Genomic DNA, 11,984 nt, shown 5'->3' on the forward strand with positions numbered 1-11,984 from the left:
TTCTGCGGTCGAATCGCCGGTCACGGGTGGAAGACGATGCGGCCGACGGTGCTGCCGGCCCCGAGCCGGGCCAGGGCGTCGGGGACGTGGGAGAGCGAAAGTCGTTCGCTGATCAGTGGTTTGACGGCGCCTGTCGCGGCCAGGCGGGTGAGCTCGTGGTGGCAGTCCTGGACGAGCCGGGGGTCGCGGCCCTTGTAGAGGCCCCAGTGCAGGCCGATGATCGAATAGTTCTTGATCAGTGCGTGATTGAGCGCCGGTGCGGGGATGGCGCCGCTGGCGAAGCCGACGACGACGATGCGGCCTTCGAAGGCAACGCATTTGGCCGAGGTGGTGTAGGCCTCGCCGCCGACCGGGTCGAAGACCACGTCGGCGCCGCGGCCGTCGGTGTAGTTCTTGATCGCGGCGACGAGATCGTCGCTGTGGCGGTCCAGGACGAGGTCCGCGCCGAGCCGGCGGCAGTAGTCGGCCTTGCCGGGTCCGCCGACGACGCCGATCACGCGCGCCCCGGCGGCTTTGCCGAGTTGCACGGCCGCGCTGCCCACGCCCCCGGCCGCGGCGTGCACGAGCAGGGTTTCGTGCGCGGCCAGCCGGGTGCGCCGATGCAGGGCGAACCATGCGGTCTGGTAGCCGATGGTCAAGGCGGCGGCCTCGGCGTCGGACAGGTCGGGCGGTGCGGGGCAGGCGCCGTCGGCATCGAGCACCGACAGCTCGGCGAAGGCGCCGTGCGGCATGACCGGGGTGCCGACCACGCGGTCCCCGACCCGGAATCGTTCGCAGCCCGCGCCGAGAGCGACTATCTTCCCGCACAATTCGAGCCCCGGGGTGAACGGCAGCGCCGGCTTGACCTGATACTCGCCGCGACACAGCAGCACGTCGGGGAAGTTGGCGGCGGCCGCGGCGACGCGCACGAGCATCTGCCCGTGGCCGGGGGCCGGATTGTCGAGCTCGGTCCAGTGCAGTGCGGTGCCGGGCTCGCCGGTCTCGGTGATCTGCCAGGCCTTCATCGGTGTTGTCTCCCTTGGGTTTCGGCGGTCGCGCGGAGATCGGGCGACTCGAGATGCAGGGCGGCCAGCTCGCGGTCGACGCGGGCGCGGTGGCGCAGGGCGTCTTCGCGGGCGCGTTTCGGGCTCCACCGTCCGGCCATGACGAATACCAGTGGCACGAAGGCGAGTTGGGCGATCATGCACACCCACCACCAGCGTTGCCACTGCCCGGGGTTGTCCTTGGTCGCCTGGGCCACCGCCGGGCCGTTGGTCTCGATGAAGAGCCGATCCGCTTGCGGGACAGGGTCTTCGGTGAGTCGGCGGAGCCGGGCGTTGGCCTGCGTGCTGTCCGCGGCCAGCCCGCGGGCGAGCAGTTCGCGGACCGCGGCGTCGACGACGGCGGGGTCCTGCGGTGCGGCGAGGAGGCGGGCCTCGGTGTCCGGGGTCAGGGCCGCGAGCGTGCTCAGCTGCGACTGGTATCGGCTGGTGAGTTCGGCGAGGTGGTGGCCCTTGTCGGCCAGGGTGGAGGTCGCGGGCAGTACCAGGGTCAGCGCGGTCAGGGCGATGGTGACGACGATGCGGTTGATCCATCCCCACACGGCCAGGCCGGTCGCGGTGCCCGCCGGATCGTGCCGCTCCACCGTCTCGGTGAACCCGGCCATCCAGGCGCAGTAGGACAGTCCGCTGCCGACGCCGATCAGCACGAGCACCGCGGCGAATCGGTAGTAGCCGGTGTGGGTTTGGGTCGCCTGCATCGCGAACAGCGCGATGCCGAGGGCGCTCGCGAGCGCGCCGACGATCATGAACGGTTTGCGAACCCGCAGCCGGTCGGACAGGAAGCCGGTGGCGACGAGCGCGACCGCGGTGCTGATCCAGTACCAGTTGGCCAGCGCGTTGGCGCGGGCCTCGGAGTAGCCGAACACGGTGGCGAAGTAGACGACGAAGAATCCGACCGCGACGTAGTAGAAGATCAGATACAGGCTGATCGCGACGGCCGAACCGAGCACGTCGGCGGTGAGCATCTGGCGCCAGTGTCCGTCGCGCGCGGGCGCGCGGCCCGCGGCCCGCGCCTCGATCAGCGCGCGATCGCGCAGGCTGACCATGAGCTGGTCGCGTAGTTGCGGGGCGAGTTCGCGCAGTCCGAGCGCGGCCACGACCGCCACGATCAGGCCGACGGTCCCGCAGACCCGGAACTGGAATTGCCAATCAGGGTGTGTGTGCAGGGTGTTGGTGGCGACGTTGGTCACCAGCAGGCTGCCCAGCACCGGCCCGAAGGTCCAGAACCCCATGGCCGAGGCGCGCCCGAGCTGGGGCGAGAAGTCGCGGATGAGCGCGGGCGTCGCCACGAGGATCATGCCCTCGACGACGCAGAGCACGACGAACAGCGCCGCGTAGACGCCGAAACCGCGCGCGGCGGGCAGTCCGAACAGCACCAGCGAGCCGGTGACGAACAGTCCGCCGGTGATCAGATTGGCCCGGCCCCAGCGGTCGGCCAGTCCCGCCGCCAGCGCCGCGAAGGCGCCGAGCAGGTTGCCCACGACCGCGATCATGACGAACTGGGTGAAGCTCACCTCGAACTCGGCGATGATCGTGGTCGCGACCGCGCCCTGGACGTAGAGCTCGTAGTAGAGCACCACCGTGGAGACGATGGTGATCATCAGATAGCCGAACCGTTGCCGGGGCGGCGGATAGTGGGTGAGCTGCCTGCGCCACAGCCGGGTGAGCGCGTGGGGCGGCGAGAAGTGTTGTGCCATAGGGTGTTCCTTGCTGTGTGCGCGGCGTGTTCAGAACACGACCAGCGCGACGGTGTCGGCGACGCAGGCCGGCTTGGCCGACCCGTCGATCTCGATCGTGTGGCGCATCGTCAGGCGGACGCCGTCGGCGGTAGGGGCGACGGTGCGGAGTTCGGCGCTGTCGCGCACCCGGGACCCGACGGGCACCGGGGCGGGGAAGCGGACCTTCTCGGTGCCGTAGTTGACGCCCATGCGGGCGCCCTCGACGGCGAAGAGCTGGTCGGCGAAGGCGGGGATCAGCGACAGGGTGAGGTAGCCGTGCGCGATGGTGGAGCCGAACGGGCCGGCCGCGGCGCGTTCGGCGTCGGTGTGGATCCACTGGTGATCGCCTGTGGCGGAGGCGAATTCGTGGGACGTGGCTAGCGCAGCCACTGTCGAGTTCCGCGACGCAGCCGGTTTTCGGGCGCGGTGGTGGTCGGGGGCAGGACGGGGAACACGCCGAATCGGACGGCGAGCTCTTCGGCGGTGCTCGCCGCGCTCGAGTGCACGATGCCCTCGATGCCGCAGCGCCGGGCGCCGTCGATGTTGTGCCGCAGGTCGTCGAGCATCACCGCCTCGCCGGGCTCGACGCCGAGTTCGCGGCAGGCGAGCCGGTAGATCTCGCGTGCGGGTTTGCGCAGGCCGACCTCGGCCGAGACGATGGCGACGTCGACCAGGGCGGCGAGATCGACCCCCGCGTAGCTGTCGCGTCCCATCGAGTTCGACACGAGCGCCACCGGGTGCCCGGCCGCTCTAACCCCCTCGATCAGGGCGATCATGTCCGGATCCAGCGCGATGCCGGACTTGATGCGCCCCAGCAGACCGGCGGGCTCGACGGTGGCTCCGCGCTCGGTCAGCTTGCGCGCGAACAGGATCTCGAACTCCTCGTCGTCGAGGTGCCCGGACTCGAGATCGGCGAACGCGGGACCGACGACGGGATCGGTGACGATGACCGAGATCGGCAGGTCGGGGTCGGGCCCGATCTGGGCGCCGAAGCGGCGGAAGGCCGCGAAGACGTCGGTGGTGAGCACGCCGCCGAAATCGACGAGTATCGCGGTGCGGCTCATGCGGGGCGCCCCGCGACGGGCCGGCCCGTGTCTCCGAAACCTGTTGCCGTGCCGAGGCGTTGGCCGCCGTCGATGACCAGGGTGGTGCCGGTGGTCCAGCAGGCCGCGTCGGAGACCAGGTACGCGATGGCCGCCGCGACGTCGTCGGGCTCGCCGATCCGGGCCAGGGCGGTGGCCGCGGCGAGGGCGGGTTCGCGCTGCTCCCACAGGGCTCGGGCGAGCTCGGTCCGAATGACCCCGGGCGCAACGGCATTGACGCGGATGTTCGGCGCGAGTTCCAGGGCGAGCTGCTCGGTGGTGTAGATCAGGGCGGCCTTGGACGCGTTGTAGACGCCGAGTCCTGGTTCGTGCACCGTCGCGCCGATCGAGGCGGTGTTGACGACGGCGCCGCCGTGCTCGGACATCCAGGCGCGGGCGGCGAGCGCGGTCCACAGGATCGGGGCCCAGAGGTTCACCTCGACGGTCTTGGTGAACCTGCGGTGGTCTTGATCGATGAGCCTGCCGAACGCTGGGTTGGTGCCCGCGTTGTTGACCAGGATGTCGAGGCTGCCGAACGTGCTGATCGTGAAGTCCACGCAGCGCTGGGCCTGGTCTTCGTCGGTGGCGTGCGCGCCGAAGCCGCGGGCGCGGTCGCCGATCGTCGCGGCGGCGGCTTCGGCGGACTCCTGGGAACGGGAGGTGAGTACCACGCGGGCGCCGGCCGCGGCCAGGTGACGCGCGGTGGCCAGGCCGATGCCGCGGGAGGCGCCGGTGACGAGGGCGACGCGGCCGGTCAGGTTCTGATCGGTCATCGCGGGCGTCCCGCTGGGTACCGGGTTGTGTTCATGGTGTTCCTTGCTCGAAAGTGCTTGTGTCGGTCAGTGATTGCCGGTCGTCGGCTCGGCGTGGCCGAGCAGCGTGGCCTGGTAGCGCCGCATTCCGTGCAGCCAGCGGTCGTAGTCGCTCGCCTTGCGCCGGTGCATCTCGGCGACGTCGCGATGGGGCAGGATCAGGAATCGTTCCTCGTCGATGGCCGCGAGCACGTCCTCGGCGACCTGTTCGGGGCGCAGGACGGCGCCGGCCTCGGTGACCGCGCGCGTGGCCGCGGTGGCCCAGCGGTCCTCGGTGGTCGTGCCCGCCTTCAGCATCGCGGTGTCGACCCCCATCGGGCACAGGCAGCTCACGCGAATTCCCCTGTCGCCGTAAGTGATAGCGAGCCACTCGGCGAAGGCCACCGTGGCGTGCTTGGTGACCGAGTAGTTCGCCGAGCCGATCTGGGTCAGCAGGCCCGCCGCCGAGGCCGTGGCGACGAAGTAGCCCGCACCGCGCCGGACCCAGTCGTCCACCAGCAGCCGCGCGGCGCGGACGTGCGCCTGGACATGTACCTGAAAGGCGTTGTGCCAGTCGGCATCAGCGCCGAGGCCGGGGGAGCCGGGCACGCCGGCGTTGGCGAAGTACAGATCGACCGCGCCGAAGGTGTCGCGGGCCGTGGCGATCAGCTCGCGCAGGTGGGTCTCGTCGGTGATGTCGCCCGGCACGGGAACGGCCGTGCGGGGGTGGGCGGACAGGATCGCCGCCGCGGTCTGCTCGGCGGCGGCCGCGTCGCGGTCGGCGATGACGACTCGCGCGCCCGCCTCGACGAGCCGGCGGGCTATCGCGGCGCCGATGCCGCGTCCGCCGCCGGTCACTATGGCGCATTTACCGTTGACTCGCACGGGATTTCCTTTGGTTCAGAGAAGAGGGGGCCTGCGGTTCGCGAGGCGAAGGCGGCGGATCGGACGTCGAATCCGATGTCGATTTCATATATAGGCACAGGGGCTCGAGCTGCGTCAAGAGGGCGAGTTGAAGGGCGCGGAAGGCACGAGAATTACTGCGCCCGAGGGTGATTCGCGGCAGGCTCGTACGCGAAGGGGCCGAAGTGAGTCGGCGTCAGGCGGCGGAATCGACGGCGGTCGCGCGGCGGTGAGCCCGCGTACGGCCGAACGGATCGGCCGGACGATGTCGCGTGGCCATCGCGTGCTCAGTCGATATCGCCAACGGCATGTCGATACCGACTCGAGAAAGCGATGTCTGGCGGGCGGCGCCCAGGAACGTCAGGGGCGGTTCGCGGAGGCGGGGGCGGGCGTGCGGACCTCGTCGCGGTACTTGCGCAGTTCCTGCTTGGCGATGGCGCGTTTGTGCACCTCGTCGGGTCCGTCGGCCAGGCGCAGGGTGCGCACCTGGGCCCACGCGTTGGCCAGCGGGAAGTCGTCGGTCACGCCCCCGCCGCCGTGCACCTGGATGGCCCGGTCGAGGATGGTCAAGGCCATGGTGGGCGCGGCGACCTTGATCGCGGCGATCTCCGTGCGGGCCGCCTTGTTGCCCACGGTGTCCATCAGCCAGGCCGCCTTGAGGGTGAGCAGCCGCGTCATCTCGATCTCGATGCGCGCCTCGGCGATCCAGTCCTGGATATTGGCGCGTTCGCTGAGCGGCTGCCCGAACGTGACGCGGGACTCGGCGCGCCGGCACATCAGCTCGAGCGCGCGCTCGGCCACGCCGATGGCGCGCATGCAGTGATGGATGCGGCCGGGTCCCAGCCGCGCCTGGCTGATGGCGAAGCCCTCGCCCTCGCCGAGCAGGACGTCGGCGGCGGGCACGCGCACATCGTGGAAGTCGATCTCGGCGTGGCCTTCTCGGTCGGCGTAGCCGAAGACGGTCAGGTTGCGCAGGACGGTGACGCCGGGGGCGTCGATGGGCACGACCATCATCGACTGCTGCCGATGCGCGGGCGCGTCGGGGTCGGTCTTGCCCATGACGATCAAGACCTTGCAGTTCTTGTGCATCGCGTTGGAGGCCAGCCACTTTCGGCCGTTGAGCACGTACTCGTCGCCGTCGCGGACCATGCTGAGTTCGATGTTCGTCGCGTCCGAACTGGCCACCGCGGGCTCGGTCATCGCGAACGCCGAGCGGATGGTGCCGTCGAGCAGCGGCTCGAGGTACTGCTTCTTGTGCGCGTCGCTACCGAAGAGGGTAAGCACCTCCATGTTGCCGGTGTCGGGGGCGGCGCAGTTGCAGGCCTCCGGGGCCAGATGGGGGCTGCGGCCCATGATCTCGGCCAGCGGCGCGTACTCGAGGTTGGTCAGGCCGGGGCCCCATTCCGGGTGCGGGTGGAAGAGGTTCCACAGACCGCGCCGGCGCGCCTCGGCCTTGAGCTCCTCCATGATCGGGGGGTGGAAATGCGGGTCGCCGGAGTCGCGCATCTGCTGCTGGTAGACCGGCTCGGCGGGGTACACGTGCTCGTCCATGAAGGCGAGCAGGTCGGTGCGGTAGCGCTCGGCGCGCTCGGACATGAGGAAGAACTCCACTGTCGACTCCCATCGGAAAGGTTCTGTTGGCAAAGGTGTGGCGACCTCGGCGGTCTCAGTTGTGTTGCAGCACACCCTCGATCAGCGCGGCGACGAGGGTGTTGGCGCTGGCGATGTCGGGGCGGCGGTCGGCGAGCAGGTCGGCGTAGAGAAAGGACTCGCCGAGTCGCACCACGGCGTAGGAGAGGTTGTCGAGCTCGACCAGCGGGCGCAGCGACCCCTCGGTCACATCGGCGTCGATGAGTTGCCGCACCGCGGCGATCATGCGCGGCTGGACCGGGCCGAACGGGTCGGTCAGCACGCGGATCGCCAGCTTGGGTTCCTCGTCGAGCAGTCGGCGCATCCCGGCGTCCGCCGCGGCCGTCACGCCGTGGTCGGTCACGATGCGGACGCAGCGCAGGGTGCCGGTGCCGTCGCGCAACGCCGTGCCGTAGGCGCGCTGCCAGCGCCTGCTCGCGCGCGCCAGGCTCTGCCGCGCCAGCCACCACACCGCCTCGCCCATGATCTGCTCGCGCCCACCGGCTTTGCGGAACAGGGTCGCCCGCGAGACGTGCAGCTCCGCACACAGACTGTTGAGCTCGAGCCGTCGCCCCTGAGCGATGACGCGCGCAGCGTGCGAGTAGACGTCCTCGGTACCAATCGCCATGGTGGTAACCGTAGGCGGTGGGCGTGCGCGGCCCTGTGCCGCGCGCCGTTCGCCGATCCGCGACCACCGATCCGCTGACCATGCCGTGGGTGTCAGGTGTTGAGGGTGGTGAAGTATTCGATGAAGGCGGGGATCGCGACGGGGGCGGCGGCGTTGAGGGCGCCGGTGAGGGCTCCGCCGGGGGCGAGGGTGGCCGCGCCGATGAGACAGCCGAGGGCGGGGCCCGCGCCGAGCAGCAGGGCCAGGGGCGCGGTGGCGACGGCTGCGGCGGTGCCGCCGAGGAGGCAGCCGAGGATGCCCGCGCCCGCGGCGCCGAGGAGGCTGCCGACGCCGACGCCTTTGGCGATGGTGGAGCTCACCCGGTCGACGGCGTCTTGGGCGCGTTCGGCGGAGGGTGGCGCGGCGATCGGTTTGTATTGTGCGCGTGCGGGATTCAGGTCGGGGGTGAGTCGCGCGGTGTTGCCGTAGACGGTGGCGTCGATGGGGAAGGCGACATCGTCGACGCGTAGTTCGAGGGGGATGCCGGCCAGCACTTGCCCTGTGGGCGTTCGGATCTGGAGCTGCCCGTCCTCGGCGTGCAGTGTGCCCGGCTGCCCCACGGTGATCACCGCGGTGTCGCCGTCGAGCTGGGCGAGATAGCGCACGTCCGGGTGGTGCTCGATGCCGGTCGGCTGTGCGGAGGCGGTGGCGGTGAGCGTACTGAGGGCGGCGGCCGTGGCCGTCGCCGCGAGTACGCGTTGTTTGACGTTCAAAGCGTTGTTCGTCCAATCATGAAGGGAGACTGCGCCTGTGGTGTCCGGCGCATCACGGCCGATCGGGAGACCGGCGCCGTGTCCGGCTGCCGAACTTGACATCGGATTCATGTATAGGCCCGTCACGGGGTGCCCGTCAAGAGCTCACGCGGCATCGCCGACCGAGACAAGGCGCGGCATTATGTTGCAGAAACTCGAAGAAATCAATGATTGTGAAACAACTCAGCAGAGTGTTTCATGGGGTGCATGGTTCACCCGGCAGGCGCCGGGTTCGAACGCCTCCGCAGGTCGTGCGCCCGCCGCGCGCCGTTTCGATATTCGAGGAGAACAATGATGTGCATCCTCCGCCGGTCACCGAAGTCGTTCGGGCACCGGCTGGCCATGTCCGCCGTGGCCGGCGTGCTGGCAGCCGGCGCACTGTCCATCCCGGCCGTGTCCCACGCCGACGATCCCCCCGGCCGCCCCGGCGATGTGATCAGCGCCGTCCCAACGACTTTCGACCTTTTCCCCGGAGTCGCCGCCCCGGTCGACGCGTGGAAGATCCGCTACCGCTCGACCGATGCGCTGGGCAACCCGAACGTGGTCTCCGGTGAGATCTTCGTGCCGAGGGACGGCCGATCGGCGACGCGCCCGCTGGTGACCTACGCCGTGGGGACCGTCGGCATGGGCGATCAGTGCGCGCCCTCGGCCACGGGCGGACCGCGTGACATCGGCCCGATCCTGGAGAAGGGGTGGGCGGTCGCCGTGACCGACTACCCCGGATTGGGCACTCCGGGCGACCACGTCTATCTGGTCGGCCGCGCCGAGGGCACCGCGGTACTCGACGCCGCGCGGGCCGCGCAACGACTGCCCGAGGCGAACGCGCGCGGGGTCGGGCCCGCGTCGCCGGTCGGCATCGTCGGGTACTCCCAAGGCGGCCAGGCGAGTTCGTGGGCGGCCGAGCTGTCCCATGATTACGCGCCCGAGCTCCAGGTGAAGGCCGTTGCGACCGGCGGCGTTCCGGCCGATATTCTGCGTGACGCACAGCAGAGCAACGGCAATCAGGCCAACCTCGCCGCGTACTTCATGATCGCGATCGGTCACGACGCGGCCTACCCGGAGCTGGATCTCGACTCCTATCTGACCGAGCAGGGGCGCGGCTTCGCGCAGCGCATCCGGTCCGGGTGCGTGGTGGACAATGTGCTCGCCGGTCAAGGTAAGTCGTTGAGCCAGTTGGTGATACGAGATCCGCTCGCCTCTCCGGAGTGGCAGCGGCGTTTGGCGGAGGACCGCTTGGGCACCCGCGCGCCGCAGTTCCCCGTGTATCTGTTCCACGCGACCAACGACGAGATCGTGTCGTTCGAACTCGGTAAGCAACTGCGGGCCGACTGGTGCGGATCGGGCGTCTCGGTGGAGTGGCACGCCATTCCGGGAGCCAACCACATCCTCGCCGCGGCGGTGGGCGGCAACGCGGCGCTGGACTGGCTCGGGCACCGGCTGGCCGGTCAGCCGACACAGGGCAACTGCGGGAGCTGAGGGAGCAGGTATGCGATGCCGTTCACCCCCGCGCGCCGCGAGACCCGTGCGGGCCTTACTGTCGGCGCAGGTTATCGGGTATTTCCCGCTCAGCGGGCCGAGCCGGTCGCGGTGATACCGTGGCCTCAGGTACCTGCCCCGTCGACCTACAGTGAGTGATCAGCGTTGGTTTCCGAATCCGTTGCGCGCGATACCGCGCCTCGCCGCGTCGCCCCGAGTACCAAGCGCGGCGTGCGCACCCGGTCGGCGTTGATCACCGCGGCCCGCGAGATCTTCGAGCGCGACGGATACCTCGAGGCCAAGATCTCCGACATCGCCAAGGCGGCCGGCGCCGCGGCGGGCTCGTTCTACACCTACTTCGACGGCAAGGAGGAGATCTTCGCCGCGGTCGTGGAACAGGTGCAGGACGAGATGGTGCATCCGCACGTGCGCGAGCGCACGGGGGTCACCGATCCGCGGGAGTTGATCGAGGCGGCCAATCGCGAATACCTGCTCTCCTACAAGCGCAACGCGCGGTTGATGGCGGTGTTCGAAGAGGTGTACCTGATCAACGAGGAGTTTCGCCGGCTGCGCCTGGAACGCGGGAAGGCCTTCGCCCAGCGCAACGCGAAAATGATTCGGCAGCTGCAGGAGTCGGGCCTGGCCAGTGCGGAGCTCGATCCCATGATCACGGCCCAGGCGCTGGGCATGATGGTGGGCCGGATGGCCAATCTGGTCTTCGTGCAGCATCAGCGCATCGCGTTCGAGAAGCTCGTCACCACCGTGACGCAGCTGTGGGTCAACGCGTTGCAGTTGAAGACCGATTGATCGGTCCACCACAACGCTTCTCCGTCGTACCTGTTCGGCGGTGAATTGCAGGCATCGCCGGGCGAAGACGAACCCGAGATCGATGTCGAATCGAGTTTTGTTGTGCCAGAAGCATTTACACGCGATGCATGACACGAGTCCCAGTGTGCTGCCGGGTCGGCGCGAGACGCGACGTCCGGCTCTCCCGTCATGACCGGCATCCGAATCGCGGTCACCGGCTCGCATGGGCGGACCGGTTCGCATTCCCTATTCAGGAGGAAATCCATGAGCGAACAGACACAGCGGATCGCGATCGTCACCGGCGCGGCCCGCGGTATCGGCGCGGCGACCGCGCGCAGGCTCGCCGCCGACGGAATGGCCGTGGCGGTAGTCGATCTGGACGAGGCCGCGTGCAAGCGGGTGTGTGAGGAGATCGAGGCCGCCGGTGGGCGCGGGCTGGCGGTGGGCGCGGACGTGTCCGACGAGTCCGCGGTGACCGCGGCGGTGGAGCGTGTGGTCGCCGAACTCGGCGCTCCCACAGTGCTTGTCAACAACGCGGGCATCATTCGCGACAATCTGCTGTTCAAGATGACCGTCGAGGACTGGGACGCCGTGCTGGGCGTGCACCTGCGCGGCGCGTTCCTGTGCACGCGGGCGGTGCAGGGGCACATGGTGTCTCAGGGGTGGGGGCGCATCGTCAGCCTGTCGAGCACCTCGGCGCTCGGCAACAAGGGCCAAGCCAACTATGCCGCGGCGAAGGCGGGGATCCAGGGGTTCACCAAGACCCTGGCGCTGGAGTTGGGCAGGTTCGGGGTCACCGCCAATGCCGTCGCGCCCGGGTTCGTCGAGACGGAGATGACCAGGGCCACGGCCGAGCGGATGGGCGCCTCGTTCGAGGAGCTGAGAAAGGCTGCCGCCGAACAGATTCCGGTGGGCCGCACCGGGACGCCGGACGATATCGCGCACACGGTGTCGTTTCTGGTGAGCGAGGGCGCCGGATTCGTGTCCGGGCAGGTCATGTACGTGGCCGGCGGGCCGAGGAACTAGAACGGAGCGCGGCAACCGATGAAGGTTTCACACGTCCGGACTCGACCGGCGAACGTCGAATCGATGGACCGGCTCGTCCGGTGGATCCCCGCG

At 69.6% G+C, this 11,984-nt stretch carries 13 protein-coding genes; 4 read left to right on the forward strand and 9 right to left on the reverse strand.

The features are described from left to right. Positions 1-20: 20 nt before the first annotated feature. The 9 genes from ON39_RS44215 to ON39_RS44255 all read right to left on the reverse strand — a co-directional run bounded on the left by ON39_RS44215 (position 21) and on the right by ON39_RS44255 (position 8,543). Complete coding sequence (locus tag ON39_RS44215) at positions 21-1,004, reverse strand: NADPH:quinone oxidoreductase family protein (RefSeq protein WP_040743257.1); 984 nt, start codon at positions 1,002-1,004, stop codon at positions 21-23. Then, the gene (locus ON39_RS44220; protein WP_051187924.1) at positions 1,001-2,737 is read right to left on the reverse strand and encodes an MFS transporter; all 1,737 of its coding nucleotides are present in this window, start codon (positions 2,735-2,737) and stop codon (positions 1,001-1,003) included. The genes ON39_RS44215 and ON39_RS44220 overlap by 4 nt, the downstream gene beginning before the upstream one ends. Positions 2,738-2,767: 30 nt before the next feature. Next, positions 2,768-3,148: a MaoC family dehydratase gene (locus ON39_RS44225; protein WP_246002644.1), complete on the reverse strand. Its 381-nt coding sequence runs from the start codon at positions 3,146-3,148 to the stop codon at positions 2,768-2,770. Further along, a complete protein-coding gene (locus ON39_RS44230; protein WP_063713499.1) occupies positions 3,136-3,822 on the reverse strand; it encodes an HAD family hydrolase in 687 nt (228 codons plus the stop codon). Before ON39_RS44230 ends, ON39_RS44225 begins: the two co-directional genes overlap by 13 nt. After that, positions 3,819-4,613, reverse strand: coding sequence for an SDR family oxidoreductase (locus ON39_RS44235; RefSeq protein ID WP_040743258.1), 795 nt, complete (start codon positions 4,611-4,613; stop codon positions 3,819-3,821). The genes ON39_RS44230 and ON39_RS44235 overlap by 4 nt, the downstream gene beginning before the upstream one ends. Before the next feature lie 66 nt (positions 4,614-4,679). Beyond that, positions 4,680-5,516, reverse strand: a complete 837-nt coding sequence (locus ON39_RS44240) for an SDR family oxidoreductase (RefSeq protein WP_040743260.1) — start codon at positions 5,514-5,516, stop codon at positions 4,680-4,682. A gap of 378 nt (positions 5,517-5,894) precedes the next feature. Continuing rightward, entirely contained in the window at positions 5,895-7,145 is a 1,251-nt protein-coding gene (locus ON39_RS44245; RefSeq protein ID WP_085998374.1) for an acyl-CoA dehydrogenase family protein, read from the reverse strand. Positions 7,146-7,200: 55 nt separating this feature from the next. Continuing rightward, positions 7,201-7,791 carry a QsdR family transcriptional regulator gene (locus ON39_RS44250; RefSeq protein ID WP_040743262.1) on the reverse strand — a complete coding sequence of 197 codons (591 nt, stop codon included), beginning with the start codon at positions 7,789-7,791 and terminating at the stop codon, positions 7,201-7,203. Positions 7,792-7,883: 92 nt separating this feature from the next. After that, on the reverse strand, positions 7,884-8,543 hold the full coding sequence (locus ON39_RS44255) for a DUF8020 domain-containing protein (RefSeq protein WP_040743264.1): 660 nt from the start codon (positions 8,541-8,543) through the stop codon (positions 7,884-7,886). A 181-nt stretch (positions 8,544-8,724) separates the two neighbouring features. Here ON39_RS44255 and ON39_RS49515 point away from each other — a divergent pair, with 181 nt between their 5' ends. The 4 genes from ON39_RS49515 (at position 8,725) to fabG (ending at position 11,891) form a co-directional block, all read left to right on the forward strand. Beyond that, on the forward strand, positions 8,725-8,877 hold the full coding sequence (locus tag ON39_RS49515) for a hypothetical protein (protein ID WP_157195661.1): 153 nt from the start codon (positions 8,725-8,727) through the stop codon (positions 8,875-8,877). Next, a complete protein-coding gene (locus ON39_RS44260; protein WP_083895096.1) occupies positions 8,874-10,058 on the forward strand; it encodes a lipase family protein in 1,185 nt (394 codons plus the stop codon). The genes ON39_RS49515 and ON39_RS44260 overlap by 4 nt, the downstream gene beginning before the upstream one ends. 231 nt (positions 10,059-10,289) lie before the next feature. Continuing rightward, positions 10,290-10,865: a TetR/AcrR family transcriptional regulator gene (locus ON39_RS44265; RefSeq protein ID WP_040743318.1), complete on the forward strand. Its 576-nt coding sequence runs from the start codon at positions 10,290-10,292 to the stop codon at positions 10,863-10,865. Positions 10,866-11,129: 264 nt separating this feature from the next. Beyond that, positions 11,130-11,891: a 3-oxoacyl-ACP reductase FabG gene (fabG, locus tag ON39_RS44270; RefSeq protein ID WP_040743320.1), complete on the forward strand. Its 762-nt coding sequence runs from the start codon at positions 11,130-11,132 to the stop codon at positions 11,889-11,891. Positions 11,892-11,984: the final 93 nt, after the last annotated feature.

This window comes from Nocardia tenerifensis NBRC 101015, assembly GCF_000308715.1.
Lineage (GTDB): Bacteria > Actinomycetota > Actinomycetes > Mycobacteriales > Mycobacteriaceae > Nocardia > Nocardia tenerifensis.

Excerpts from the sequence above, each read along its gene's own strand:
- ON39_RS44230 (WP_063713499.1), bottom strand. The coding sequence starts at position 3,822 with ATGAGCCGCACCGCGATACTCGTCGATTTCGGCGGCGTGCTCACCACC.
- ON39_RS44220 (WP_051187924.1), bottom strand. The coding sequence starts at position 2,737 with ATGGCACAACACTTCTCGCCGCCCCACGCGCTCACCCGGCTGTGGCGC.
- ON39_RS49515 (WP_157195661.1), top strand. The coding sequence starts at position 8,725 with ATGTTGCAGAAACTCGAAGAAATCAATGATTGTGAAACAACTCAGCAG.
- ON39_RS44250 (WP_040743262.1), bottom strand. The coding sequence starts at position 7,791 with ATGGCGATTGGTACCGAGGACGTCTACTCGCACGCTGCGCGCGTCATC.
- ON39_RS44215 (WP_040743257.1), bottom strand. The coding sequence starts at position 1,004 with ATGAAGGCCTGGCAGATCACCGAGACCGGCGAGCCCGGCACCGCACTG.
- ON39_RS44260 (WP_083895096.1), top strand. The coding sequence starts at position 8,874 with ATGATGTGCATCCTCCGCCGGTCACCGAAGTCGTTCGGGCACCGGCTG.
- fabG (WP_040743320.1), top strand. The coding sequence starts at position 11,130 with ATGAGCGAACAGACACAGCGGATCGCGATCGTCACCGGCGCGGCCCGC.
- ON39_RS44235 (WP_040743258.1), bottom strand. The coding sequence starts at position 4,613 with ATGACCGATCAGAACCTGACCGGCCGCGTCGCCCTCGTCACCGGCGCC.